General features: G+C 70.8%; 23 protein-coding genes, 1 tRNA gene and 1 riboswitch. Of the genes, 10 read left to right on the top strand and 14 right to left on the bottom strand.

Going from position 1 to position 25,484, the window contains the following annotated elements:
- The first annotated feature begins 4 nt into the window (after positions 1-4).
- Together AC4OXY_RS22420 and AC4OXY_RS22425 are read left to right on the top strand one after the other, a co-directional pair.
- Complete coding sequence (locus AC4OXY_RS22420; protein ID WP_356027256.1) at positions 5-937, top strand: ABC transporter substrate-binding protein; 933 nt, start codon at positions 5-7, stop codon at positions 935-937.
- Between the two features lie 205 nt (positions 938-1,142).
- Positions 1,143-1,574: a hypothetical protein gene (locus AC4OXY_RS22425; RefSeq protein WP_356027254.1), complete on the top strand. Its 432-nt coding sequence runs from the start codon at positions 1,143-1,145 to the stop codon at positions 1,572-1,574.
- Positions 1,575-1,592: 18 nt separating this feature from the next.
- On the opposite strand, the gene AC4OXY_RS22430 is transcribed toward AC4OXY_RS22425, so the two are convergent.
- Entirely contained in the window at positions 1,593-2,354 is a 762-nt protein-coding gene (locus tag AC4OXY_RS22430; RefSeq protein WP_356027251.1) for an SDR family oxidoreductase, read from the bottom strand.
- A 147-nt stretch (positions 2,355-2,501) separates the two neighbouring features.
- Here AC4OXY_RS22430 and AC4OXY_RS22435 point away from each other — a divergent pair, with 147 nt between their 5' ends.
- The gene (locus AC4OXY_RS22435) at positions 2,502-3,350 is read left to right on the top strand and encodes a helix-turn-helix transcriptional regulator (protein ID WP_362821483.1); all 849 of its coding nucleotides are present in this window, start codon (positions 2,502-2,504) and stop codon (positions 3,348-3,350) included.
- A 370-nt stretch (positions 3,351-3,720) separates the two neighbouring features.
- On the opposite strand, the gene AC4OXY_RS22440 is transcribed toward AC4OXY_RS22435, so the two are convergent.
- Entirely contained in the window at positions 3,721-5,112 is a 1,392-nt protein-coding gene (locus AC4OXY_RS22440; RefSeq protein ID WP_356027247.1) for a cystathionine beta-synthase, read from the bottom strand.
- Between the two features lie 164 nt (positions 5,113-5,276).
- On the opposite strand from AC4OXY_RS22440, the gene AC4OXY_RS22445 reads away from it, so the two are divergent.
- The 3 genes from AC4OXY_RS22445 (at position 5,277) to AC4OXY_RS22455 (ending at position 8,743) form a co-directional block, all read left to right on the top strand.
- Positions 5,277-6,296, top strand: a complete 1,020-nt coding sequence (locus AC4OXY_RS22445; RefSeq protein WP_362821482.1) for an SGNH/GDSL hydrolase family protein — start codon at positions 5,277-5,279, stop codon at positions 6,294-6,296.
- A 163-nt stretch (positions 6,297-6,459) separates the two neighbouring features.
- Complete coding sequence (locus tag AC4OXY_RS22450) at positions 6,460-7,677, top strand: acetyl-CoA C-acetyltransferase (RefSeq protein ID WP_356027242.1); 1,218 nt, start codon at positions 6,460-6,462, stop codon at positions 7,675-7,677.
- Between the two features lie 283 nt (positions 7,678-7,960).
- A complete protein-coding gene (locus tag AC4OXY_RS22455) occupies positions 7,961-8,743 on the top strand; it encodes a hypothetical protein (protein WP_356027239.1) in 783 nt (260 codons plus the stop codon).
- Between the two features lie 20 nt (positions 8,744-8,763).
- On the opposite strand, the gene AC4OXY_RS22460 is transcribed toward AC4OXY_RS22455, so the two are convergent.
- Positions 8,764-9,075, bottom strand: coding sequence for a hypothetical protein (locus AC4OXY_RS22460; RefSeq protein ID WP_079172946.1), 312 nt, complete (start codon positions 9,073-9,075; stop codon positions 8,764-8,766).
- Positions 9,076-9,174: 99 nt separating this feature from the next.
- Between AC4OXY_RS22460 and AC4OXY_RS22465 the strand changes: the two genes are divergently transcribed.
- Positions 9,175-9,405 (top strand): DUF4287 domain-containing protein, encoded by a 231-nt coding sequence (locus AC4OXY_RS22465; RefSeq protein ID WP_067045839.1) that lies wholly within the window; start codon positions 9,175-9,177, stop codon positions 9,403-9,405.
- Positions 9,406-9,467: 62 nt separating this feature from the next.
- Here the strand turns inward: AC4OXY_RS22465 and AC4OXY_RS22470 are convergent, their stop codons facing one another.
- The 3 genes from AC4OXY_RS22470 to AC4OXY_RS22480 all read right to left on the bottom strand — a co-directional run bounded on the left by AC4OXY_RS22470 (position 9,468) and on the right by AC4OXY_RS22480 (position 11,910).
- Positions 9,468-10,343 carry a Bax inhibitor-1/YccA family protein gene (locus tag AC4OXY_RS22470; RefSeq protein ID WP_356027235.1) on the bottom strand — a complete coding sequence of 292 codons (876 nt, stop codon included), beginning with the start codon at positions 10,341-10,343 and terminating at the stop codon, positions 9,468-9,470.
- A gap of 170 nt (positions 10,344-10,513) precedes the next feature.
- Complete coding sequence (locus AC4OXY_RS22475; RefSeq protein ID WP_491994506.1) at positions 10,514-11,689, bottom strand: 4-hydroxybenzoate 3-monooxygenase; 1,176 nt, start codon at positions 11,687-11,689, stop codon at positions 10,514-10,516.
- A gap of 134 nt (positions 11,690-11,823) precedes the next feature.
- Positions 11,824-11,910, bottom strand: a tRNA-Leu gene (locus AC4OXY_RS22480).
- Between the two features lie 429 nt (positions 11,911-12,339).
- Between AC4OXY_RS22480 and AC4OXY_RS22485 the strand changes: the two genes are divergently transcribed.
- Both AC4OXY_RS22485 and AC4OXY_RS22490 read left to right on the top strand, forming a co-directional pair.
- On the top strand, positions 12,340-13,110 hold the full coding sequence (locus AC4OXY_RS22485) for an ABC transporter ATP-binding protein (RefSeq protein WP_356027230.1): 771 nt from the start codon (positions 12,340-12,342) through the stop codon (positions 13,108-13,110).
- Positions 13,110-15,638, top strand: coding sequence for an ABC transporter permease (locus AC4OXY_RS22490; RefSeq protein WP_491994507.1), 2,529 nt, complete (start codon positions 13,110-13,112; stop codon positions 15,636-15,638). Before AC4OXY_RS22485 ends, AC4OXY_RS22490 begins: the two co-directional genes overlap by 1 nt.
- A gap of 63 nt (positions 15,639-15,701) precedes the next feature.
- Here AC4OXY_RS22490 and AC4OXY_RS22495 read toward each other — a convergent pair whose 3' ends face one another.
- Positions 15,702-17,006 (bottom strand): class I SAM-dependent methyltransferase, encoded by a 1,305-nt coding sequence (locus tag AC4OXY_RS22495; RefSeq protein WP_356027225.1) that lies wholly within the window; start codon positions 17,004-17,006, stop codon positions 15,702-15,704.
- 202 nt (positions 17,007-17,208) lie between these two features.
- Complete coding sequence (locus tag AC4OXY_RS22500; RefSeq protein WP_356027222.1) at positions 17,209-18,585, bottom strand: NAD(P)/FAD-dependent oxidoreductase; 1,377 nt, start codon at positions 18,583-18,585, stop codon at positions 17,209-17,211.
- Positions 18,586-19,122: 537 nt separating this feature from the next.
- Here AC4OXY_RS22500 and AC4OXY_RS22505 point away from each other — a divergent pair.
- A complete protein-coding gene (locus AC4OXY_RS22505; RefSeq protein WP_362821480.1) occupies positions 19,123-19,329 on the top strand; it encodes a hypothetical protein in 207 nt (68 codons plus the stop codon).
- A gap of 78 nt (positions 19,330-19,407) precedes the next feature.
- Here AC4OXY_RS22505 and AC4OXY_RS22510 read toward each other — a convergent pair whose 3' ends face one another.
- From AC4OXY_RS22510 to AC4OXY_RS22535, 6 genes are all read right to left on the bottom strand, one after another.
- Complete coding sequence (locus tag AC4OXY_RS22510) at positions 19,408-20,361, bottom strand: Ppx/GppA phosphatase family protein (protein WP_356027220.1); 954 nt, start codon at positions 20,359-20,361, stop codon at positions 19,408-19,410.
- On the bottom strand, positions 20,358-20,909 hold the full coding sequence (locus AC4OXY_RS22515; RefSeq protein ID WP_356027217.1) for a DUF501 domain-containing protein: 552 nt from the start codon (positions 20,907-20,909) through the stop codon (positions 20,358-20,360). The genes AC4OXY_RS22510 and AC4OXY_RS22515 overlap by 4 nt, the downstream gene beginning before the upstream one ends.
- Before the next feature lie 57 nt (positions 20,910-20,966).
- Positions 20,967-21,443 carry an FtsB family cell division protein gene (locus AC4OXY_RS22520; RefSeq protein WP_356027215.1) on the bottom strand — a complete coding sequence of 159 codons (477 nt, stop codon included), beginning with the start codon at positions 21,441-21,443 and terminating at the stop codon, positions 20,967-20,969.
- Positions 21,444-21,565: 122 nt separating this feature from the next.
- Complete coding sequence (gene eno, locus AC4OXY_RS22525) at positions 21,566-22,852, bottom strand: phosphopyruvate hydratase (RefSeq protein ID WP_356027213.1); 1,287 nt, start codon at positions 22,850-22,852, stop codon at positions 21,566-21,568.
- Between the two features lie 336 nt (positions 22,853-23,188).
- Positions 23,189-23,905 (bottom strand): transglycosylase family protein, encoded by a 717-nt coding sequence (locus tag AC4OXY_RS22530; protein WP_491994508.1) that lies wholly within the window; start codon positions 23,903-23,905, stop codon positions 23,189-23,191.
- Between the two features lie 4 nt (positions 23,906-23,909).
- A riboswitch (cyclic di-AMP (ydaO/yuaA leader) is annotated at positions 23,910-24,084 on the bottom strand.
- A 182-nt stretch (positions 24,085-24,266) separates the two neighbouring features.
- Complete coding sequence (locus AC4OXY_RS22535; protein ID WP_356027207.1) at positions 24,267-25,370, bottom strand: transglycosylase family protein; 1,104 nt, start codon at positions 25,368-25,370, stop codon at positions 24,267-24,269.
- Positions 25,371-25,484: the final 114 nt, after the last annotated feature.

The raw sequence follows: 25,484 nt of genomic DNA on the forward strand, positions 1-25,484 counted from the left end.
TGACATGAATCGACGTACCGTCCTCGGCGGCCTGTTCGCGGTCGCCTCCGTCCCCGCCCTCTCCGCCTGCGCGAGCGGCGTCACCTCCCTCAACGGCTCGGGCTCCGCCGCCGGCGGCGGTGGCTCCAGCAAGGGCGGAGTCACCATCGGCACGGCCAACTTCACCGAGAACCAGGTGCTCGGCTACCTGTACGCCGCCGCCCTCCAGGGAGCCGGTGTGAAGACGACCGTCCGCCCCAACCTCGGCACCCGCGAGATCGTCATCCCGGCCCTCAGGGGCGGCGACATCGACCTGCTGCCCGAGTACCAGGGCGCCCTCCTCAACTACCTCGCCCCGAAAGCCACGGCCACCGAGTCGGGCGAGATGCAGAACACCCTCACGCAGGCCCTCCCGGCCGGCCTCCAGGTGCTGCCGTACGGCATGGCGGAGGACTCCGACGCCTTCGTCGTCACCAGCGAGACCGCGAAGAAGTACGGGCTGACGTCCCTCGCCGACCTGAAGAAGCAGAACGGCAGGCTGGTCATCGGCGCCGCGCCCGAGGTGAAGAAGCGCCAGGTCGGCGCGGTCGGCCTGAAGGACGTGTACGGCGTGGAGTTCAAGGAGTTCAAGTCGCTCGACTCCGACGGGCCGCTGGTCAAGGGCGCGCTGAAGAAGGGCGACGTGGACGTGGCGAACCTGTTCACCACCGACACCGACATCAAGGCCAACGGCTGGGTGGTGCTCACCGACCCCGAGCACCTGATCCCCAGCCAGCACATCGTCCCGCTCATCGCCGACCGCAAGGCCGACGACACCGTCCGCAAGGCCCTCGCCAAGCTGGGCAACCTGCTCACCACGGCCCAGCTCACCGAGCTGAACCGGCAGGTGGACACGGACAAGAAGGATCCCCAGGACGTCGCGGACGCCTATGCCAGGCAGCACGGACTGGTGAAGTAGCCGGACCCGGTCGCAATGATCTGACGGCCGCCCCGGCACCGGCTGCTCCCCGGCGGCACCTGCCCGCCGCCGGGGAGCAGCCGTTCGCGGTGATCGTCGGCTGCGCCGACTCCCCGGTGCCGCCCGAGCTGGTCTTCGACCAGGCCTCGGGGACAGGGGGATATCCCCAGTGCGGCGAAGGCGGCCGCTGCCTAGTCTGAACGGCATGACCACTGTTGACCCGCGGGACGTGGACCTGCGCAAGGATCTCGACGCCACCGTGCGGGCACGCCGCGAGCTGGGCGAGGACTACGACGCCGCGCTGCTGGACTCCTTCCTGGAGAAGGCCGAGCGGCGCATCGACGACATCGTGGGCCGCCGGGTGCAGCGGCACCTGGCCGAGCAGCGGATGGCGAGCGCGCGCGGCGCGCGGCGGCCGAAGGACGCCGACACCTGGGTGGAGCGCTTCGGGTTCGCGATCATCTCGCTGGTCCTCGCGATTCCGCTGACCGCCGTCTGCGGCGGCATCGCGGGGACGACCGGGACGATCGCCGCCTGGGTCGGCATCGTCGGCGTCAACTTCGCCCAGGCGGTCCGGGCCAACCCCGAACTGCTCGCCGGCCGGCGCGACCGCGACCGCTCCCGCGACGACGACTGAGCGGACGCCGGGAGCGGATCAGACCTGCCGCGTCGGAAGGACCATGATCTGGCGGAGGTTGACGTGCCGGGGACGGCTGGTGGCGTAGGCGACGACGTCCGCGACCTCCGCCGCCGTCAGGCCGCCGAGCACGTCGAACATGCCGTCCAGCTGCCCGGACAGCTCCGTGCTGTCGATGTGCGTCGCCAGCTCGGTCTGCGTCAGGCCCGGCTCGATGTTCGTCACCCGCACGTCCCGCGGCCCGAACTCGCTGCGCAGCGACTGCGAGAGATAGGTGACCGCGGCCTTCGTGGCGCCGTACACCGCGTAGTTGGGGTACGGGACGTGGGCGCCGACGGAGGAGACGTCGACCAGGTCGGCGGTGCGGCCCGCGCCGGCGGCGGCCACCAGGTCGGCGCCGAAGGCGCGGATGACCCGCAGGACGCCGCCGACGTTGGTGTCGAGCATCCGCTGCCACTCGTCGATCCGGCCGTCGGCGACGGGGTTCGGGAGCATGACACCGGCGTTGTTGACGACGAGGTCGACGGGCCCGAACGTCTCGTGCACCAGGTCCCGGGCGGCGTCCACGGACGCGTCGTCGGTGACGTCGGCGGCCACGGCGAGCGCCTCGCCCCCGTCGGCCCGGATCTTCTCCACCAGCGCCCGGAGGCGCTCTGCGCGCCGCGCGAGCAGCGCCACCCGGGCGCCCTCGGCGGCGAGCTGGACGGCGAGCGCCTCGCCGATGCCGCTGGCGGCTCCGGTGACGACGGCGGTGCGGCCGGACAGGTTCGTGTACGACATGGGTGTTCCCCCTGGGGATCGGCGCCGGGGCTGCTCCCCGGCGGCTGACACCACCCTCGCCGGGCCCGGCGGCCGTACCCAGGGATGCGCTTTTCCTGGGTACGCCAGTACCAGGTTCGCGTCCGCCCGCTCCCTTACGATCGGGCCATGGACGGGGACTGGCTGGACGGCGAGATCGGCGGCTTCCTGCGCTCGCGGCGCGCACGGATCCAGCCCGAGGAGGTGGGGCTGCCCAGCCATGGGCGGCGCCGCGTACCGGGCCTGCGCCGCGAGGAGGTGGCCCAGCTCGCGGGGGTGAGCGTCGACTACTACATCCGCCTGGAGCAGGGCCGGGGGGCGAGCGTCAGTGACGCGGTGCTGGACGCGGTCGCGCGGGTGCTGCGGCTGGACGAGACCGAGCACGCCCACCTGCGGACGGTGGCCCGCCCGCAGCGCCGGCACCGGGGCGAACGGCCCGGGCACCGGCCCGCGCCGCAGGTCCGCCCCGGCGTGCAGAGCCTGCTCGACAGCATGGAGCGCAGCCCGGCGTTCGTGCTGGGCCGCCGCATGGACGTGCTCGCCTGGAACGCGCTCGGCGACGCGGTGAACGGCTTCAGCCGCGTCACCCCGGCCGGGCGGAACATGCCCCGGCAGGTCTTCCTGAACCCGTCCGCCCGTGAGCTGTACCCGGAGTGGCCGGCGGTGGCCGCCACGACGGTGGCCAACCTGCGGATCGCCGCCGGCCGGCACGCCGACGACCCCGAGCTGTGCGCTCTGGTCGGCGAGCTCTCCCTGAGGAGCGAGGACTTCCGCCGGCTCTGGGCGGACCACGAGGTCAGGGAGTGCGCCTACGGCGTGAAGAAGATCCGGCACCCGGTCGCGGGCCTGCTGACCCTGCCGTACGAGACGCTGACGGTCGGCCAGGACCCGGAGCAGACGCTCGTGGTGTACACCCCGGAGAAGGGGTCGGAGACGGCGGAGCGCCTGGCCCTGCTGGCGAGTTGGACGACCGTCTAGACGGCTGACGGCCGTCCGCGAGCGCCGACGGCCGTCCGGAAAGCTTTCGCGGGGACCGCCGCACCCCCGTTTCCGGGGGGCGGGACGACGGCGGTCCCCGCGAGGGACGCGGGCCGGGTCAGGGCCGGGCATCACGCGTCCGTGGCGTCCATGGAGGTCCGGGAGCCGCTCCGGAGGTCCTTGGCGCCGTTCGGCGTCGGCCTGGGCGGGGAGCCGCTCCCACCCCTGCCGACGCCCACTAATGTGCCGGACCCGTGTTAAGCGTGTGCTGCGCGGACGTGACACGCTCGTACCACTTCCGCGAAGTCCGCCCGACCGGCAGACCACCCGCAAGTGCCGCACGGAAACCGGCGGTTCACCGTGCGTTCGGCTACTGCTTGCCGCCCTGGGCGAGGAAGGCCAGCAGGTCCTGGCGGCTGACCACGCCGGTCGGCTTGCCCTCGACGAGGACGATCGCCGCGTCCGCCGAGCCGAGCACCTGCATCAGGTCGCCCACGGACTCGCCGGAGCCGACCTGCGGCAGCGGCGGGCACATGTGCTTCTCCAGCGGGTCCTCCAGGGAGGCGCGCTGCGAGAACAGGGCGTCCAGCAGCTCCCGTTCCACGACCGAGCCGACGACCTCGGCGGCCATCACGTCCGGGTGGCCGGCGCCCGGCTTGACGACCGGCATCTGCGAGACGCCGTACTCGCGCAGCACCTCGATGGCCTGGCCGACGGTCTCCTCGGGGTGCATGTGCACGAGGGAGGGGATGGTGCCGCCCGCCTTGTGGTTCAGGACGTCGGCGACACGGGCGCTGGGGCCCTCGTCCTCCAGGAAGCCGTAGTCGGCCATCCACTCGTCGTTGAAGATCTTGCTGAGGTATCCGCGCCCGCTGTCCGGCAGCAGCACGACGACGACGTCGTCCGGGCCCAGCCGCTCGGCGACGCGCAGGGCGGCGACGACGGCCATGCCGCAGGAGCCGCCCACCAGCAGGCCCTCCTCCTTGGCCAGGCGGCGGGTCATCTGGAAGGCGTCCTTGTCGGACACGGCGACGATCTCGTCGGCGACGGTGCGGTCGTAGGCGGTCGGCCAGAAGTCCTCGCCGACGCCCTCGATCAGGTACGGCCGCCCGGAGCCGCCGGAGTACACGGAGCCCTCCGGGTCGGCGCCGACGACCTGGACCTTGCCGTCACTGGCGTCCTTCAGGTAGCGGCCGGTGCCGGAGATCGTGCCGCCGGTGCCCACGCCCGCCACGAAGTGGGTGATCTTCCCCTCGGTCTGCTCCCAGAGCTCGGGGCCGGTCGAGTGATAGTGGGAGAGCGGGTTGTTGGGGTTGGAGTACTGGTCCGGCTTCCACGCGCCCGGGGTCTCGCGGACGAGCCGGTCGGAGACGTTGTAGTACGAGTCGGGGTGCTCGGGGTCCACGGCGGTCGGGCAGACCACGACCTCGGCGCCGTATGCGCGCAGCACGTTGATCTTGTCGGTGCTCACCTTGTCGGGGCACACGAAGATGCACTTGTACCCCTTCTGCTGAGCGACGATCGCGAGCCCCACACCCGTGTTGCCGCTGGTCGGCTCCACGATGGTGCCGCCCGGCCTCAGCTCGCCGCTCTGCTCGGCGGCCTCGATCATGCGCAGGGCGATGCGGTCCTTCACGGAGCCGCCGGGGTTGAAGTACTCGACCTTGGCAAGGACGGTCGCCTGGATGCCCTTGGTCACGTTGTTGAGCCGCACCAGCGGGGTGTTGCCGACGAGGCTGATCATCGAGTCGTGGAATTGCACCGTTGTCTCCGGTTGCTGTGCACAAAAACAGTGGTCGTAGTGGTTCCGCCAGCCTACGGCCCAGGCGTGCGACGTGGTGGTCGTTCACTCCCCGTTGAGATTGGCGCACGCGCTGTACGGGGCAAGGAGTGGGTGTACGGCTACGAGGGAGGTGGCGGCGACGCATGACGAGCATGTCGAGGGCCCGGGTGGCCCGGCGCATCGCGGCCGGAGCGGCGTACGGCGGAGGCGGGGTCGGCCTGGCCGGCGCGGCCGCCGTCGGCCTGCTGCTGGCGGAGGTACGGCTGGCCCGGCGCCATGTGGGCAACGGCAGCGGCGGCCGGGTGCCGGTGGCCGACGGGATCTACGGCCACACCTACGACGTCCCCGGCGAGCCGCCCCTCAGGCTGGCCATGCTCGGCGACTCGACGGCGGCCGGGCAGGGCGTGCACCGGGCGGGCCAGACACCGGGGGCGCTGCTGGCCTCGGGACTCGCGGCGGTGGCGGAACGCCCGGTGGAGCTCCGCAACGTCGCCCAGCCCGGTGCCCAGTCGGACGACCTGGACCGGCAGGTGTCCCTGACCCTCGGCGCCCCCTCGCCCGTCCCCGACATCTGCGTGATCATGGTGGGCGCGAACGACGTCACCCACCGGATGCCGCCGACCCGTTCGGTACGGCACCTGTCGTCGGCGGTACGGCGGCTGCGTACGGCCGGGGCCGAGGTGGTGGTCGGCACCTGTCCCGACCTCGGCACGATCGAGCCGGTGCAGCAGCCGCTGCGCTGGCTGGCTCGGCGGGCCTCGCGGCAGCTGGCCGCGGCCCAGACGATCGGCGCGGTGGAGCAGGGGGGCCGCACGGTGTCGCTGGGCGACCTGCTGGGCCCGGAGTTCGAGGCGAACCCCCGGGAACTGTTCGGCCCGGACAACTACCACCCCTCGGCCGAGGGCTACGCGACGGCGGCGATGGCGGTCCTGCCCACGGTGTGCGCGGCGCTCGGGCTGTGGCCGGCGGAGGAGGAGCGCCCGGACGTGATGCGGCGCGAGGGCTTCCTGCCGGTGGCCCGGGCCGCGGCCGAGGCCGCCTCGGAGGCGGGCACGGAGGTCACCGCGGCGATGCCGACGGGCCCCCGCGGCCCCTGGGCCCTGCTGAAGCGCCGGCGCCGCCGCCGCGTCCCGGAAGCCGAACCGGCGACCCCGTCGGTATGACCGCCCCTGCCCACCCGCACCTCTCTCGGCCGAGCCGCCAGATGCCCAAGCAAGCGCTTAGTAAATTGCGGTCAGAGTCACACCACCACACACGTGACCTGGACCATACGGAGCGGTAACTTCCCAAGCGGCCCTGCCCAACTTCCCGTCCACTGGAGCCGTGATGCCCGAAGCCGTCATCGTCTCGACCGCCCGCTCCCCCATCGGCCGCGCCGGCAAGGGTTCCCTCAAGGATCTGCGCCCCGACGACCTGACCGCCACGATCATCCAGGCCGCCCTCGCCAAGGTCCCCGAGCTGGACCCGAGGGACATCGACGACCTGATGCTCGGCTGCGGCCTCCCCGGCGGCGAGCAGGGCCACAACCTCGGCCGCATCGTCGCCGTGCAGATGGGCATGGACCACCTGCCGGGCTGCACGATCACCCGCTACTGCTCCTCCTCCCTGCAGACCTCCCGCATGGCCCTGCACGCCATCAAGGCCGGCGAGGGCGACGTCTTCATCTCGGCCGGTGTCGAGACGGTCTCCCGCTACGTCAACGGCAGTTCGGACATGCCGAGCGGACGCAACCCGCTCTTCGCCGAGGCCGAGGCCCGTACCGCCGCCGTGGCCGAGTCGACCGGCTCCACCTGGCACGACCCGCGCGAGGACGGCCTGCTGCCCGACGCGTACATCTCGATGGGCCAGACCGCCGAGAACCTGGCCCGCGTCAAGGGCGTCACCCGCCAGGAGATGGACGAGTTCGGCGTCCGCTCGCAGAACCTCGCCGAGGAAGCCATCAAGAACGGCTTCTGGGAGCGCGAGATCACCCCGGTGACGCTGCCCGACGGCACGGTCGTCAGCAAGGACGACGGCCCGCGCGCCGGCGTCACCCTGGAGGGCGTGTCCGGGCTCAAGCCGGTCTTCCGCCCCGACGGGCTCGTCACGGCCGGCAACTGCTGCCCGCTCAACGACGGCGCCGCGGCCGTAGTCATCATGTCCGACACCAAGGCCCGCGAGCTGGGCCTGACCCCGCTCGCCCGCATCGTGTCCACCGGCGTCTCCGGCCTGTCCCCCGAGATCATGGGCCTCGGCCCGGTCGAGGCCAGCAAGCAGGCGCTGCGCCGCGCCGGCCTGACCATCGACGACATCGACCTGGTCGAGATCAACGAGGCCTTCGCCGCCCAGGTGATCCCCTCCTACCGGGACCTCGGCATCGACCTCGACAAGCTGAACGTCAACGGTGGCGCCATCGCCGTCGGCCACCCCTTCGGCATGACCGGCGCACGCATCACCGGCACGCTCATCAACTCCCTCCAGTGGCACGACAAGCAGTTCGGCCTGGAGACGATGTGCGTCGGCGGCGGCCAGGGCATGGCGATGGTCATCGAGCGCCTCAGCTGAGCCACCAACCGTAACGGGACGGGCACGTCCCGTCATGAATCGGCCCGGAACCGAGGAAACGCCACGGTTCCGGGCCTTTTCGTGATCCAATCTCACCCAGGATGTGACCTATCTCGCCTGCCGGTCATATCAGTGCAGGTCAACGCAGGTCAGCGCGGTACGGGGGGAGCCCACGAGGCCAAAGTCCTGTCCGTTTCGTGACGTTACGCACTGACAGCTGGATAGTCCGCCCTTCAAGCTGATGTAGGAAGTCGGGGGTCGACTTTGAACCGGGAGTACGTCAGTGAGCGCCATGCCGATCGCCCTGCTGCTCACCACGGTCGCCACGGGCGCCGTGGGCGTCGCCGTCCTGCGCACTGTCCTGCAGCTGCGCCGCCAGCTCACGGCGCTGCAGCAGCAGCTCGCCGAGGACCGGGCCGCCGCCACGCGCGCCCTGCTGCCGAGCGCCCGCACGCAGGCCGACGCGGAGCAGATACGTGCCGCCGTGACCGAGGCGCTCGCCGAGGAGCGGGAGCGCGAGCTGGCCGAGGCGCGCGCCTTCTGGGCCGCCCAGGAAGCCCGTGACGCCTCCGACGCGCCGTCCCTGCTCGGGCTGAGCGACACCGAGCTGTTCCTGCCCCGGCAGGGCGACTTCGCCGGCCTGGAGCCGGTGTCCGAGCCGACCGCCGAGCCCGACGAGTTCGCGGGAGACTCCCCGGAGCTGGCCGCCGCCCGCCGCCGGCACCCCTCGCACCCCGACTTCGTCCCGGTGCAGTCCCCGGTCGTGGGCGACCACGAGCGCACGGTGACCACGCTGGAGCAGCTGGCCGCCGACCGTGTCGAACTGGCCGACGTCCGCCCGGGCCCGCTCGGCACCCTCGACGTCTACGTCTTCGCCGACGGCACCACCCTGTGCATGACCCCGGGCCACCGGGAGACCGCCGAACGCCTGGCCGCGGCCGTGCAGTCGGGCGACACCCCCTACCTCCTCGGCGGTTCGGGCATCTCCGGCGCCTACACCCTGACCTTCGCCTGCGGCGAGGAGACGGTGTACATCCTGGCGGACCGGGTCATCGCGTCCCTGTAAGGGTCCTTCGCGGCGGGCCCTCAGACCCCCGCCTTCTGCCGCGCCTCCTCGACCAGCCGCACCGCTTCGGCCACCTCGTCCTCGGTCCGCAGCACCAGTCCCACATCGTGTGCGGCCACGAGGATCTGATCGGCGGCGGCGAACATCCCGGCGTCCGGCATCTCCCGGGGCTCGCTCCCCGGTTCCTCGACACGCTGCGCCCACCGGGCCAACTGCCGGGCCAGCGCCAGCGCCTCCGCGGCCGCGCCTCGTTGCAGCCGGCTCTGCGGGGCGGCCCGCAACCGGTCGGCGAAGAACTCCACTGCTTGGGTCAGGGGCGTCGTATCAACCACGCGCCGAGCGTAACCCGCCGCACTGTTGCCAACACGCGAACGCTCAGGCACGGTGACGTGAAGGACCGGCTTACATCCCCTTTGCGTTCGGAGGCGCCGATGTCCCAGCTCTTCTCCGAGGAGACCCACCGCAATCTGCTCGCCCGCATTCCCCACTGCACCGGTCGTGAAGTCTCCGACTGGCTGCGCACCGTAGAAGAAGGCCCCGCCCTGGTCCGCTTCGAGGAGAAGGTCAGCTGGCTCAGGCACGAGTACGACCTCGCGTACGGCCACGCGAAGGCGATCGTGCACGAGTACGACTTGAGGAGGGCGGCCCGCAAGCTGCTCTAGACGCGAGAAGGCCCCGGGCCGTGACAGCCCGGGGCCTTTTCAGTCGACTTCGGCTTCGGCCGCTAGTCGTTGCTGGTGAAGATCGCTACCAGCCGCAGCATCTCGACGTAGATCCACACCAGGGTCATGGTGAGACCGAACGCGGCGAGCCAGGACTCGTTGCGCGGGGCGCCGTAGGCGATGCCGTCCTCGATCTGCTTGAAGTCCAGCGTCAGGAAGAACGCGCCGAGCAGGATGGCGAAGATGCCGACGAGCGCGCCGAGCGGGCCGAAGCTGCGCAGGCCGCCGTTCTCGGCGACGCCGAACACGACCAGCAGCAGGTTGACCGCCATGACGGCCATGAACGCCATCGCGATGGCGAGGCCCATCCGGGCGTAGCGCGCGGTGACGCGGATCCAGCCCGCCTTGTAGACCAGCAGGGTGGCGCCGGCGACCGCCATCGTGCCGAGCACCGCCTGGAACGGGGCGCCGCTCCAGCGGCTGTTGTACATCTCGCTGATGACGCCGAGGAAGACGCCCTCGAACGCGGCGTACCCCAGGATCAGGGCGGGGGACGGGGTGCGCTTGAAGCTCTGGATCATCGCCAGGACGAACGCCACCAGCGCGGAGCCGACGGCCAGGCCGTAGCTCGTCGTCGACACCGGCAGCAGCGCCCAGGCGAGGACGGCGCCGAGGGCGACCGTGCCGAGCGTCATGGCCGAGCGGACGACGACGTCGTCCATGGTCATCCGGTCGGTGGTGACCGGGGCCTGCGGGGGCGCGCCCTGCTGAAGGCCTTGCTGGGCGTACGGGTTCTGGGCATACGGGTTCTGCGCGTAGGGGTTCTGCGCATACGGGTTGCCCTGTGCGTACCCGGCCTGCGGTGCGGTGTTGAAGCCGGCGTAGCCGTTGTCGCGGCTGAACCCCCGTCGCGAGAAGACCGGGTTACTGCTCCTCATCTCACTCCTCCATGGCTGCCGCGCGCAGCCTTGGCTCAAAGCGTAATGGATTGGCAAAGGACCGACCATGATACTTGAGGAGGATCTTTCCCCTGCCGTGCTGCGCAACACGCTACGCGTGCGGGCGATTCCCGGCCACGGATGATCGCGTTCCATGACGAACCTGGGACCTAACCGAGAGGAAACCCCGTGTACGCCTCGGCCAGGTCGGTCTCCGCCGCGCGCGAGGAGGCGATCCGCTCCAGCCGCGCCCGCTGGAGCCCGGCGTCGAAGGGCGTGGTGTCCGGGGCCGGATGGAGCAGGGTCGTCATGTCGTAGGAGAAGCGCTCGGCCTGCCACACCCGGTGCAGACAGGTCGCCGAGTAGGCGTCGAGGAGGTCCGGGGAGCCGGTCTCCCGCTCGTGGACGAGCGCCCGGGCGAAGGTGACGACGTCGCCGACGGCGAGGTTCAGCCCCTTGGCGCCGGTCGGCGGGACGATGTGAGCGGCGTCACCGGCGAGGAAGAGGCGGCCGTGGCGCATGGGTTCGTGGACGAAGGAGCGCATGGGCGTGACCGACTTCTGGGTGATCGGACCCCGTTCCAGCCGCCAGTCGTCGTCCGTCTCCAGCCGCCGGTCGAGTTCCGACCAGATCTCGTCGTCGGTCCACTCCTGCGCCCGCGTGCCCTCCGGCACCTGGAGGTAGAGGCGGGAGACGGACGAGGACCTCATCGACAGCAGGGCGAAGCCGCGGTCGTGGCGGGCGTAGACGAGTTCGTCGTGCGAGGGCGGGACGTCGGCGAGGATGCCGAGCCAGGCGTAGGGGTACGTCCGCTCGGACACACGGGCGACCGCGGCCGGTACGGCGGCCCGCGCCACGCCCCGGAAGCCGTCGCAGCCGACGACGTAGTCGCACTCCAGCACGTCCTCGCGCCCCTCGTGCCGGAACCGCACCCGCGGGCGGTCGCCGGCGGCCCCCTCGACGGCGAGCGCCTCCGCCCCGAACAGCAGCGGTCCGCCCTCCGCCAGTTGGAGGGCGATGAGGTCCTTGCAGACCTCGGTCTGGGCGTAGACCATCACCGACCGTCCGCCGGTGCGGGCGGAGAAGTCGACGCGGTGGCGGGTGCGGTCGAAGCGCAGCTCGATGCCGTCGTGCCGCAGGCCCTCGCGGTCCATCCGCTCCCCGGCGCCCGCCGCGCGCAGCACGTCCACGGTTCCCTGCTCCAGGATCCCGGCGCGCTGGCGCTGTTCGACGTAGGCCCGGTCGCGGCTCTCCAGGACGACCGCGTCGATGCCCGCGCGGTGCAGCAGTCGCGCGAGCAGCAGCCCGGCCGGCCCCGCTCCGATGATCCCGACGGTGGTGCGCATGGATCCTGCCCCTTCCCACAGCGACGAGCCCTTGTTCGCCTGGTGAAATTTTCTTCACCAATGGGCGGGCATGAGTCTCCGCCGGGGTGTGGGTGATGTCAATGGCTGAACGGTGAAGGCGGAGAGCGGCGCGGTGGTGCCCGGAGCCGGACTTGAACCGGCACGCCCGCGAAGGGGCAGCGAGGTTTAAGCTCGCCGTGTCTGCATTCCACCATCCGGGCAGGCCGTGGGCTCCGCGTCGAGGATCCGAGCCTATCGGGGCCCATCCCCCGAACAGCGGAAGGGCGGACCGATGTTGTCTTATTTTATTGACGTCTGAGGGTGCATCAGCCCATGGAACGCGCCATCCGCACTTGCCAGACAGCGTGACGTGAGGGGGGCACGCGTGTACGTGAAATGACGGAATTTCACCGTTCGAACGAGGGCGTTCCACCTGTTCTCGACATTGCCGCGACCGCCGCGCGAGCGTGCCTCCTTCGATGTGGTTCCTCAGGGTCCGCCGTCCTCCCCAGGTATGACACGGCGGCCTCTTGTCCGCCCCGAGTCGCCCTCGGGAACCGGAACAGCGACTGACGCGGCGCGCCGTTCGCGCCGAGACGATGGAGCGGTCCTCAGGAACACACGTCACCCCCCGACAGGAGCACCTCCCCGTGACCACCACACCCACCGCAGGCCGGACCACCGCCGTGGCCGCACGTGCCACGGAGCTGTCGAAGATCTACGGGCAGGGTGAGACCCGGGTGGTCGCCCTGGACCGGGTCTCCGTCGAGTTCCGGCAGGCCGAGTTCACCGCGATCATGGGCCCCTCCGGCTCCGGCAAGTCCACGCTGATGCACTGCGTGGCGGGCCTGGACACCTTCTCCTCCGGTTCCGTGCGCATCGGCGAGACCGAGCTGGGCTCCCTGAAGGACAAGCAGCTCACCAGGCTCCGCCGGGACAAGATCGGCTTCATCTTCCAGGCCTTCAACCTGCTGCCGACGCTGACCGCGCTGGAGAACATCACCCTCCCGATGGACATCGCGGGCCGCAAGCCCGACAAGGCCTGGCTGGAGCGGGTGATCGAGATGGTGGGCCTGTCCGGGCGGCTCAGCCACCGGCCCTCCCAGCTCTCCGGCGGCCAGCAGCAGCGCGTGGCGGTCGCCCGCGCCCTCGCCTCCCGGCCCGACATCATCTTCGGCGACGAGCCGACCGGAAACCTCGACTCGCGCTCCGGTGCCGAGGTGCTCGGCTTCCTGCGCAACTCGGTGCGCGAGCTGGGCCAGACCGTCGTCATGGTGACCCACGACCCGGTCGCCGCCGCCTACGCGGACCGCGTCGTCTTCCTCGCGGACGGGCGGATCGTGGACGAGATCCACGGCCCGACCGCCGACGCCGTCCTCGACCTCATGAAGCAGTTCGACGCGAAGGGCCGTACCAGCTGATGTTCCGCACCGCCCTGCGCAACGTCCTCGCGCACAAGGCCCGGCTCCTGATGACGGTCCTCGCCGTCATGCTCGGCGTGGCCTTCGTCTCCGGGACGCTCGTCTTCACCAACACCATCTCCGACGCCTACCAGAAGAGCTCCGCCAAGGGCTTCGACCAGGTCGACGTCGCCGTCCGGGCCACGTACCAGGACTCCGAGGGCGACAGGGTCGGCAGGACGCCGGACCTGACCCAGGCCGTGCTGGACAAGGCCGCGAAGGTCCCCGGCGCCGCCTCCGCGACCGGCGTCGTCAGCGGCTTCACCGCCGTCGCCGACAAGGACGGCAAACTGCTCGGCGGCGACTGGCAGTCCGCCGGCGGCAACTACTGGGGCACCAAGGACGCCCGGTACCCGCTGGTCAGCGGCCACGCCCCGCGCGGCAAGGGCGAGGTGCTGCTCGACTCCGAGACCGCGAAGCGGGCCGGCTACAAGGTCGGCGACACCGTGCGGCTCTCCGTCGACGGCCCGGTCCTCACCCCGACCGTCGCGGGCATCTTCACCACCGACGACGGCAACGTCGCCGCGGGCGGCAGCCTCGCCCTGTTCGACACGCCGACCGCGCAGCAGCTCTTCGGCAAGAAGGGCGGCTACGACGAGATCGACGTCAAGGCCGCGGCCGGCACCAGCCAGACCGCGCTGAAGTCCGCGCTGGACTCGGCGCTGCCGAAGCACCTGGTGGAGACCACCACCGGCAAGCAGCTCGCCGACGACCAGGCGAAGACGATCGCGAACTCGATGAGCGGGCTGAAGCAGGCCCTGCTGGTGTTCGCCGGCATCGCGCTGTTCGTCGGCACGTTCATCATCGCCAACACCTTCACCATGCTGGTCGCCCAGCGCACCCGGGAACTGGCCCTGATGCGCGCGGTCGGCGCCTCCCGCCGCCAGGTCACCCGCTCGGTACTGATCGAGGCGTTCGCGGTCGGCGCGGTCGCCGGTGTGGCCGGTCTGGCCGCCGGTATCGGCATCGGCGCGGGCCTGCGCTCGCTGCTCGGCTCCTTCGGCGCGAGCGTGCCCGACGGGCCGCTGGTGATCAGTTCCGGCACCGTGGTCTCCGCGCTCGCGGTCGGCGTCCTCGTCACCATGCTGGCCGCCTGGCTGCCCGGCCGCCGGGCCGCGAAGATCCCGCCGGTGGCGGCGATGAGCAGCGTGCACGCCAAGGCCACCACCAAGTCGCTGGTGCTGCGCAACACGTTCGGCGCGCTGTTCTCCGGGGCGGGCGTCGCCGTGGTCCTCGCGGCCACGTCGATGAACGCCGACTCCGCCCAGGGCCCGATGGGCATCGGCGCGGTCCTGCTCATCATCGGCGTGTTCATCCTGACCCCGCTGCTGTCCCGCCCGCTGATCGCGGCCGCCGCCCCGGTGCTGCGCGTCTTCGGCGTCTCGGGCAAGCTGGCCCGGCAGAACTCGGTGCGCAACCCGCGCCGTACGGCGGCCACGGCCTCCGCGCTCATGATCGGTCTGACCCTGATCACCGGCATGACGGTGATGGCGGGCAGTCTGCAGACCGCCATCGACAAGATGGCCTCCTCGGCGATCCGCGCGGACTACGTCGTCTCGATGGCCAACCGCTCCCCGCTCTCCCCGGAGGTGGCGACGAAGCTCGCCGCGGCCGACGGCGTCACCGCCAGCAGCCCGCTGCGCAACGCCGCCTCCCGCATCGACGGCAAGACGGAGTTCCTGACGGGCGTCGACGGCGCGTCCATCGCGAAGCTGACGGACCTGAAGGTCGACGACGGCGCGTTCAAGGTCGGCGGCTCGCAGGTCGTCGTGGACAAGGACCGGGCCAAGGAGTACGGCTGGACGCCCGGTTCGCACTTCACCGCGCACTTCGAGGACGGCAAGGCCCGGCAGCTGACCGTCGCCGGTGTCTACGAGGGCAACGACATGATCAACGGGATCATGCTCGACAACAAGGTCCTCACCCCGCACCTGAAGAACCCGGCCGACATGCAGGTCATGGTCAAGACGGCGGACGGCGCCTCCGAGGCGACGAAGGACCGGCTGGCCAAGGACCTGGGCACCAACCCGGCGATCAAGATCCAGGACAAGAAGGACATCTCCAACCAGATCGCCCAGATGTTCACGACGATGCTGAACATGCTCTACGGCCTGCTCGGCATGGCGGTGATCGTCGCGGTCCTCGGTGTCATCAACACCCTGGCCATGTCCGTCTTCGAGCGCTCCCAGGAGATCGGCATGCTCCGCGCGATCGGCCTGGACCGCAGGGCGGTCAAGCGGATGGTCCGCCTGGAGTCCCTGGTGATCTCCCTGTTCGGCGGCGTGCTCGGCATCGGCCTGGGCGTCTTCTTCGGCTGGGCGGCCGGCCAGTTGCTCGGCACCAAGATGCCGACGTACGAACTGGTCCTGCCCTGGGGCCGGATGGCGCTCTTCCTGCTGCTGGCCGGCGCGGTCGGCGTCCTGGCCGCCCTGTGGCCGGCCCGGCGCGCGGCCAGGCTGGACATGCTGACGGCGATCAAGGCCGAGTAGCCGCAGGGCAGCGAACGGGAAGGGGGCCCCGCGGCAGCGGGGCCCCCTTCCCGTCACGGACCCTCAGGCGGTGTTCCAGGTGCGGGTGCGCGGCGGCAGCCCCGAGGCGCCCGACTCCGGGGTGCGCACGGCCAGGACCTGGTTGACGCCGATGCGGTTGCGCTCGAAGGAGAGCGCGCAGGCGGCCATGTACAGGCGCCAGACGCGGGCGCGGCCGGGGCTGGTGAGCCGGACAGCGCGGTCCCAGTCCGCCTCCAGGTTGCCGACCCACCGGCGCAGGGTGCGGGCGTAGTGCTCGCGGATCGCCTCCACGTCCCGCACCTCGAACCCGGCGCGTTCCAGCTGGGTGACGGTGGTGCCGATGGGGGCGAGTTCGCCGTCGGGGAAGACGTAGGCGTCGATGAAGTCGTCCACCTCGTACGCCGTCTCGTCGCGCTGCGGGCGGCGGGCGATCTGGTGGTTGAGCAGCCGGCCGCCGGGCTTGAGCAGGGCGTACAGCTGGCTCGCGTACTCCAGATAGCGTTCGGCGCCGACGTGTTCGGCCATGCCGATGGAGGAGACGGCGTCGAAGGGGCCGTCCACGACGTCCCGGTAGTCCTGGACGCGGATCTCCACCAGGTCGGCCAGCCCCTCGTCGGCGACCCGCTTGCGGGCGTAGGCGGCCTGCTCCTGGGAGAGGGTGATCCCGACGACGCTCACGCCGTGCTCGCGGGCCGCGTGGATCGCCATCGAGCCCCAGCCGCAGCCGACGTCCAGCAGTCGCTGACCCTCCTTCAGGCCGAGCTTGGCGCAGACGAGTTCGAGCTTGTCGCGCTGGGCGGACTCCAGGGTCTCCGCATCCTCGGCGGTCCCCCAGTATGCGCAGGAGTAGACCATCGAGGGGCCGAGGACCAGCTCGTAGAAGTCGTTGCCGACGTCGTAGTGGTGGCTGATGGCCTGCCTGTCGGTGCGCCGCGTGTGCAGATGGAGGCGGGGCCGGCGGACCTCCTCGCGCGGCGGGGCGGGCGGCAGCGGGGGCCCGGCCAGCCTGAGCAGGTCGAGGGCGGCGGCGCGTACGCCGGGGTCGCGCAGGGCCTGGCGGAGGGTGCGGTCGTCCTCGCCGCGCTCCCACACCAGGGACGCCATCGCGTCCAGCGCGGTGTACAGGTCGCCCTCGACGTCCAGGTCGCCGGCGACCCAGGCACGGGCGAGGCCCAGTTCGCCCGGTTTGAACAGGATGCGGCGCAGGGCGCGGCGGTTGCGCACGACCAGCGCCGGCGCGCCCGGCGGCCCGGCCTGCGATCCGTCCCAGGCCCGGATCCGTACCGGGAGCGGAACTCCCAGCATCTGCTCGGCAAGACGACTCAGCCGCGACGCGGCGTCGGCCATGGCGCACACCTCCAAGACGACGATCCCGGATGCCGGTTACCACGTAAACACCACGACGGCCTCGGTGCAGTCCCGCAAAGGAGTTACGACTGGGCAAAACCGCTGTAGCGGCCACGTAGTTTCCGGGTCCCGGGAACGCCGAAGGACCTCCCGCACCACGGATGGCGGGAGGTCCTTCGGGGTGTGCTCAGGTGACGCGAGGTCAGGAGGCCTTGGCCTTCTCCTCGGTCTTGGCGGCGACCGGAGCCGGCTTGGCCGCCTCGTAGAACTCCTCGCGCGGGTTCTCCATCGCGCCGAGGGAGACGACCTCGCGCTTGAGGAACATGCCGAGGGTCCAGTCGGCGAAGACGCGGATCTTGCGGTTGAAGGTCGGCATCGCCATGCCGTGGTAGCCACGGTGCATGTACCAGGCGAGGCGGCCCTTGAGCTTGATCTTCATCTTGCCCATGACGATCATCGCCACGCCCTTGTGCAGGCCGAGACCGGCGACCGCACCCTTGTTGGCGTGCTCGTACTCCTTCTGCGGGAAGCCCCGCATACCGGAGACCACGTTGTCGCCGAGGACCTTCGCCTGGCGCAGCGCGTGCTGGGCGTTCGGCGGGCACCAGGCGTTCTCGTTGCCCGCCTTGCGGCCGACGAGGTCCGGGACCTGCGCGTTGTCGCCGGCGGCCCAGATGTAGTCCGTGCCCTTGACCTGGAGGGTCGGCTCGCAGTCCACGTGGCCGCGCGGGCCGAGGGGCAGACCGAAGCGGGACAGGGCCGGGTTCGGCTTGACGCCGGCGGTCCAGACGATCGTGTTGGAGTCGACCTCAAGGCCGTTCTTCAGCACGACGTGGCCGTCGACGCAGGAGTCCATGGAGGTGGAGAGGTAGATCTCCACGCCCCGGCTCTCCAGGTGCTCCTTGCCGTACTGGCCGAGCTTCGGGCCGACCTCGGGAAGGATCTTGTCAGCGGCGTCGACGAGGACGAACCGCATGTCCTCACGGGAGACGTTCTTGTAGTACTTGGCCGCGTCCCGGGCCATGTCCTCGACCTCGCCGATGGTCTCCGCACCCGCGAAGCCACCGCCGATGAAGACGAAGGTGAGCGCCTTGCGGCGGATCTCCTCGTCGGTCGTGGAGTCGGCCTTGTCCAGCTGCTCCAGCACGTGGTTGCGCAGACCGATGGACTCCTCGATGCCCTTCATGCCGATGCCCTGCTCGGCGAGGCCGGGGATCGGGAAGGTGCGGGAGACCGCGCCCATCGCGATGACGAGGTAGTCGAAGGGCAGCTCGTACGCCTCGCCCACCAGCGGGGCGATCGTGGCGACCTTGCGGTCCTGGTCGATGGTGGTGACCCGGCCGGTGAGGACCTCCGCCTTCGGCAGCACGCGTCGCAGCGGGACGACGACGTGGCGAGGGGAGATGTTGCCGGCGGCGGCTTCGGGGAGGAAGGGCTGGTAGGTCATGTACGACCGGGGGTCGACGACCGTGACGGTCGCCTCTCCGAAGCGCATCTTCTTGAGAATGCGCCGAGCTGCGTACAGGCCTACGTACCCACCGCCTACTACGAGGATCCTGGGACGCTCCGTGGTGCTCATGGCATCGAGTATCCACCCGCTCCCCGGGGGGTGCTCGTGCGCCCCTTCACAAGCTTCTACAGTGCCCGTGCTACACTCCGCGGCTCGCGTGACACAGGTCATGACGGGCGAGGGGAACCGCGGCAGCCCGATGTCCGTTGTCAAGGCCGTGTGAGCTGCCCCTCCGGGTCACCACCGGGGGTGCGAGCCGGTCGGAACACCCCCCTCGGCACGCGATCCGAAGGTGTCGTACGACCCCCATCTGAACACGTTCAAAGGGCTCTTCGGCCCCCGAAAGGCCCAACAGGACCCCTTGCGCGCCCCGACCGAGCCCAATTCCTTGTGAAGAACTTCACGAAGTTTTCCGACGGCACGTCACCGAGGGGCCCGGAAGACCCCCGGGAAGCCGCTCAAACGTTATCCGACCTGCTCAGCAGAAGGCTACCGGGGAGTAATAAAAGAGAGCCGCGCAACAGCGCGTCACCCGGTCGCCCGGCCGTTCACCCGTCAGCCACGCACCGCGCGAGAGCCGGCCGAAGCTCCCCTAGCGTGCCAAACATGAACACTTCACCGAAGGCCTCCCGTAAGGCCGCCAAACGTATAAGCGCGATCAGCGCGGTCCTGGGTGTCGCACTCGCCGCGGGGACGGCGACGGCCGCATCCGCCGTGGCGGCGACACCCGCCTCCCACCTCACCACCGTCCAGGCGGCCGCCCCGGCCGGCGGGCACGGATGCCACGCTCTCATCGGCATCCTCTGCGCCTGACGGTCATCCCCCGTGACCGAGGCGACGGCCCTGGTTCCTCCCCCTGCGGAACCGGGGCCGCTCCGCGTCACCGCGGCACTAGCGAAGCTCCTCCGCCACCGCCCACGCGATGCCGTCGAGGATGTCGTGCTCGCTCACCACGACCTCCCCGGCGCCGATCCGCTCCATGATCGCGAGCAGGACGAGGGCGCCCGCGCCGATGACGTCGACCCGGCCCGGGTGCAGGGACGGGATCGCGGCGCGCTCGGCGTGCGTGGAGCGCAGCAGCGACTCGGTGATCTCGCGGACGCGGTCGTAGGAGACCCGGGAGTGGTGGATGCGCGCGGAGTCGTACTCCGGCAGGTCCTGGGCGATGGCCGAGACGCTGGTGACGGACCCGGCGAGACCCACCAGGGTGTGCGCCTCGCGCAGCGGGACGCTCTGTTCGGCGAGGTCCAGGGCGGCCTCGATGTCGGCCCTCATGGCGGCGATCCGGGCCGCGGAGGGCGGGTCGGAGACCTCGCCGCCGTGCACCAGGTGCCGCTCCGTCATCCGCACACAGCCGACGTCGACCGAGCGCGCGGCCCGCACGTGCTCCTCGCCGACGACGAACTCGGTGGAGCCGCCGCCGATGTCCACGACCAGGTACGGCCGGGCCAGGTCGGCGCGGCCGGTCAGCTCCTTCGTGGCGCCGGTGAAGGAGAACTCGGCCTCCTGGTCGCCGGTGATCACCTCCGGTTCGACCCCGAGGATGTCCAGCACACCGCGCACGAACTCGTCGCGGTTCTCGGCGTCGCGGGAGGCGGAGGTGGCGACGAAGCGGAGCTTCTCGGCGCCGTGCTCCTTGATGATCGCGGCGTACTCGCGGCAGGCCGCGAAGGTCCGCTCCAGCGCCTCGGGCGCGAGCCGCCCGGTGCGGTCGACGCCCTGGCCGAGCCGCACGATGGTCATCCGGCGGTCCAGGTCGACCAGTTCACCCGTGGCCGGGTCGCAGTCCGCGACCAGCAGCCGGATGGAGTTGGTCCCGCAGTCGATGGCGGCGACACGCGTCACTTCTCGTCCCCCTCGGTGGTGGCCTCGGTGGCCTCGGTGGGCGTCACGCACGCGCCCTTGCGCCACCACTCCGGCAGCATCGCCAGCGCCTCGTCGCCGAGCGGGTTCACGCCCGGGCCGGCGGCCAGCGAGTGGGCCACCAGGACGTGCAGGCACTTGACCCGGTCCGGCATGCCGCCCGCGCTCGGGAAGCCCTTCAGCTCCTCGATCTCGTCCCGGCGCCGGATGTAGTCCTCGTGCGCGGCCCGGTAGGCGGCGGCCAGTTCCGGGTCGGCCGCCAGGCGCTCGGTCATCTCCTTCATCACGCCGTTGGCCTCCAGCGTGCCGATGGCGGAGGACGCCTTCGGGCACGTCAGGTAGTACAGCGTCGGGAAGGGCGTGCCGTCGGGCAGCCGCGGCGCCGTCTCCACGACGTCCGGCTGGCCGCACGGGCAGCGGTGCGCGATGGCCCGCAGACCCCGCGGCGGGCGGCCCAGCTGCTGCTTGAAGGCCTCGACGTCCGCGTCGGTGGGCTCGGTGCGCGAAGTGGGCGGCGGAGGGGTTTCCATGACTGCTTTCAGAGCGGCTTTCTCAGAAGAGGCGGTGGATCGGGGCGTGCTGTCGGTTCACTGGTCGGAGGCGTCGGACTTGTCGACCCCGTCCCAGACGTTGGCGTACCAGGGCCGCTGGGCGGCCTTCAGGTCGGCGCGGGACTGCTTGGCCATACCGGGATCGACGACCGTGTACCCGGTCTCCCCCGGCATCACATAATGCAGCCGCCGCCGGATCTCCTGCTCGGCGTAGGCGTCGTCCTGCCAGCGTGCCTTGAGGTCGCGCAGCTGCTCGACGCGCTGCTCGGCCTGTTGCTTCTGGCGCTGGAGGTCGGAGATCTGCGCGCGCTGGGAGACGTACTGGCGCATCGGGTACGCGAGCGCGACGATCATCGTGCACAGCACCAGCACGAGCAGCGCCGCGCGCCCGGTGAGCCGGGAGCGGCGGGCCTGCCGCTTGGTCTGGGAGCGGTAGACCCGGGCCGCCGTCTGCTCGCCGAGCAGCCGCAGCCTGGTCGCGGTGGAGAAACGGTCCCGGTCCCTCGCGGCCATCTGGCTCTCGCCTCCCCTTGCGCTGTGCCTGGCACGCCTCACACGTGCGTACGTCCCCGGACACGGTACGGGACCGGTACGGGGACGTACGTACGACTGGCTAGGACTTACCTCTTAACGGCTCAGCCCTTGAAGCGCGGGAAGGCGGAGCGGCCCGCGTACACCGCGGCGTCGTCGAGGATCTCCTCGATGCGCAGCAACTGGTTGTACTTGGCGACGCGCTCGGAGCGGGCCGGGGCGCCGGTCTTGATCTGGCCGCAGTTGGTGGCGACGGCCAGGTCGGCGATGGTGACGTCCTCGGTCTCGCCGGAGCGGTGCGACATCATGCACTTGAAGCCGCTGCGCTGGGCCAGCTCGACGGCGTCCAGGGTCTCGGTCAGCGAGCCGATCTGGTTGACCTTGACCAGCAGGGCGTTGGCGGTGCCCTCCTCGATGCCGCGGGCGAGGCGCTCGGGGTTGGTGACGAACAGGTCGTCGCCGACGAGCTGGACCTTGTCGCCGAGGCGGTCGGTGATGACCTTCCAGCCGGCCCAGTCGTCCTCGAACAGCGGGTCCTCGATGGAGACGAGCGGGTACGCGGAGACGAGCTCCTCGTAGTACTCCGTCATCTCGGCGGCGGAGCGCTCCTTGCCCTCGAAGAGGTACTTGCCGTCCTTGTAGAACTCGGAGGCGGCGACATCGAGCGCGAGGGCGATCTGCTGGCCGGGGACGTAACCGGCCTCCTTGATCGCCTCCAGGATGAGGTCGAGGGCGGCGCGGTTCGACTCCAGGTTCGGGGCGAAGCCGCCCTCGTCGCCCAGGCCGGTGGACAGGCCCTTGGACTTCAGGACCTTCTTCAGCGTGTGGTAGACCTCCGCGCCCCAGCGCAGCGCCTCGGAGAAGGACTCCGCGCCGATCGGAGCGATCATGAACTCCTGGATGTCCACGTTGGAGTCCGCGTGCGAGCCGCCGTTGAGGATGTTCATCATCGGCACCGGCAGCAGGTGCGCGTTCGGGCCGCCCAGGTAGCGGAACAGCGGCAGGTCGCTGGCCTCGGAGGCGGCGTGGGCGACGGCGAGGGAGACGCCGAGGATGGCGTTGGCGCCGAGGGAGCCCTTGTTGTCGGTGGCGTCCAGGTCGAACATGGCCTGGTCGATCAGGCGCTGCTCGGTGGCGTCGTAGCCGACCAGCTCCGGGCCGATCTGCTCGATGACGGCGAGGACGGCCTTCTCGACGCCCTTGCCCTGGTAGCGGTTCGGGTCACCGTCGCGCAGCTCGATGGCCTCGAAGGCACCGGTCGAGGCGCCCGACGGAACGGCGGCACGACCCGTGCTGCCGTCGTCGAGGCCGACCTCGACCTCGACCGTGGGGTTGCCTCGGGAGTCCAGGATTTCCCGGGCTACGACGACGTCGATGGACGGCACGAGCATCTCCTTCTTGGATGTGACGCTGGAAGTGCGGGGCGGTGTGCCTTGCGGCTGCGCCGTGCGACTAGAGCCTAACCGTCTCCGGGGGATCGGCCCGCGACCGACCGCCCCGTGAACGCGGTGGGACATGCAGACGGTACCCATTGTTCACCCTCGGAACAAAGGGGGCTGTCGATGAGGCCCGGCTGAAGAGCGGGGAAACAGAAAGCCCCGTCCCGGCGCGTACGGGGGAACACGCGCCGGGACGGGGAGCCCGTGGGGACGGGGGTGACCCTCACGGGGTCCTCGGTGTGGGGGGTGGGGATGTGAGGGCGCTGCGCGTCCGGCCGGAGCCGGATGTCACTTCAGGTGCAGCTGCTGACCGGGGAAGATGAGGTCGGCGTTGTCGACGATGTCCTTGTTCAGCTGGAACAGCTTCTGCCAGCCGCCGGCGACGTGATGCTTCTCGGCGATGGAGCTGAGGGTGTCGCCCTTGACGACCTTGTACTCGCCGTCGCCCTTCTTGACCTTCTTGCCGGTCGGGGTGGTGACGGTCTTGCTCGCCTTCGGGGCCGAGCGCTCGGTGGAGCGGGTGGCGGCCTGCTGGTCGGCGGAGCGGGTGGTGGCGCTGCCGGAGGAACCGCTGCCCGCCGAGCCGCTGCCGGTGGAGCCGGAGCCGGTGCTCGGGGCGGAGCCGTTGTACGGGGCGGAGGACAGGCCCGTGCCGCAGACCGGCCAGGCACCCTTGCCCTGCGAGGCGAGGACCTTCTCGGCGACGGCGATCTGCTGCGCCTTGGTGGCCTGGTTGGCGGTCGAGGCGTAGGCGGTGCCGCCGTACGCGGCCCAGGTGGAGGCGGAGAACTGGAGGCCGCCGTAGAAGCCGTTGCCGGTGCTGATGGACCAGTTGCCACCCGACTCGCACTGGGCGACCGCGTCCCACTCGGAGGCGGTGGCGGCGGAGGCGTTGCCGGCCGCCATCAGCGGGGCGGCGACGGCGGCACCGGTGACACCGGCCAGCGCGACGACGCGGACGGCCTTGGACGGACGACGGTGCTTGCCCTTGCCGGAAAACAGCATGGATCGATCCCCTCACCGACGCCTGCGAGGTGAGCTGTCGGGTTCGGGCCGGTTGAGTTGCCCGGCCGCACGCCCGCTGTCGCGGGCCTGCGGCTTCACCCCAAGCCGGATCCGGCGTCAACTGCCGGTTCCAGCGCCTACCTTGGGTCCCCCGCTCCTGCCTACGGCGCTTGACGCGACGACTGTTCCCGGACGGCCGCTGGCAGGATTCGGCGTTGCGGCAACCGGGGCTCGTGGTGACGAGCGGTCCTGACCGTAGACAGGCGATCGACGGAATTTCAAAGACGATCAGGGCTTCTGAGACTCATCCCACACTTTCGCCAAAACGGACATTAGCGATCAAGCGGGGCGCCAACTCGCCTTACTCCGCGTCCTTTTCGTTACCGACTTCCAGGGTCTGACCGGCGGTGATCTGGTTCGGGTCGGCCCCTATCACCTTCTTGTTGCCGTCATAGAGCGCGCGCCATCCGCCGTCGACGCCGAGAGAGCCGGCGATGGAGGCGAGCGTGTCGCCCTCACGGACCGTATAGGTGTTCGTCCGGTGGCCCGCGTGACGGCCCGAGGACGCGGCATCCTGACCGTTTGTCACGTTTTCGTCCGCACTTCCGCCGCGGTGACGTCCGCCACTGCTGAGCGCTCCCGTGTCGACGAGGCTCCAGGAACCGGTGCTCTGCGGGTAATTGTCCGACTCGTCGGTCCCGGGGGTGGCGCTGGGCGAGCTGTCGCCGCCCTGCGCGCCTCCGCCACCGGAGGACCCGATGGAACCATCGGAACCGGACGTGCCCGCCTTGTCGCCCTTGTCGGACTTGTGGCTGCCTGCACCCTTGGAGCCGTGCGACGCGCCCGACTCCTTGCCGCCCCCGTCACTCGCGCTCGGTCCGGGCGTGGCACCGGCATCCGAGGAAGCGTCCGCGCCGGAGCCGGACTTCGAGCCGGAGTGGGCGCCCGACCCGTCCCCGGAACCCGAGTCGGACCCGGACGAGTCCGACAGACCGGACGAATCGGAACCGTTCGTCGATCCGGAGTCGCCACCCGAGCTCTTGCCGCTCCCGGAGTTCCCGACGCCCGTGTCGACGTCGACCGAACCCGAGTTGGAGGTCAGCCCGGCGGTCAGCGCGCACATGGTCCACGGCTTGGTGCCCTGGTCGGCGAGGATCTTCTCGGCGACGGCGATCTGCTGGTTGCGGCTGGCCTGGTCGGCGCTGTCGGCGTACTGCGTGCCGCCGTACTTGTCCCAGTCGTCCTGCGATATCTGGAGACCGCCGTAGTACCCGTTGCCGCTGTTCTGGCTCCAGGAGCCGCCGCTCTCGCACTCGGCGACCTTGTCCCACGTGGTGCCGTCGGCCGCGTGGGCGCTCGCGGCGCCGAGCAGCGGGATGGCGATGGCGGAGCCGGTCACGCCGGCCGCGACGAGGAGGGCCGGAGCCTGACGGGGGCGACGGTGACGACCGTTCCCGGTGAGCATGCGGAAGCCTTTCGTGCGACAGCAGGACCGGCGCGGCGGCGGACGGTGCCGGTCGCCACGCTGATGGGTGAACGTATCGGCACACGATCACTTGTCACAAGTTAATGCCGCGCA

The organism is Streptomyces sp. HUAS MG56, from assembly GCF_058673395.1.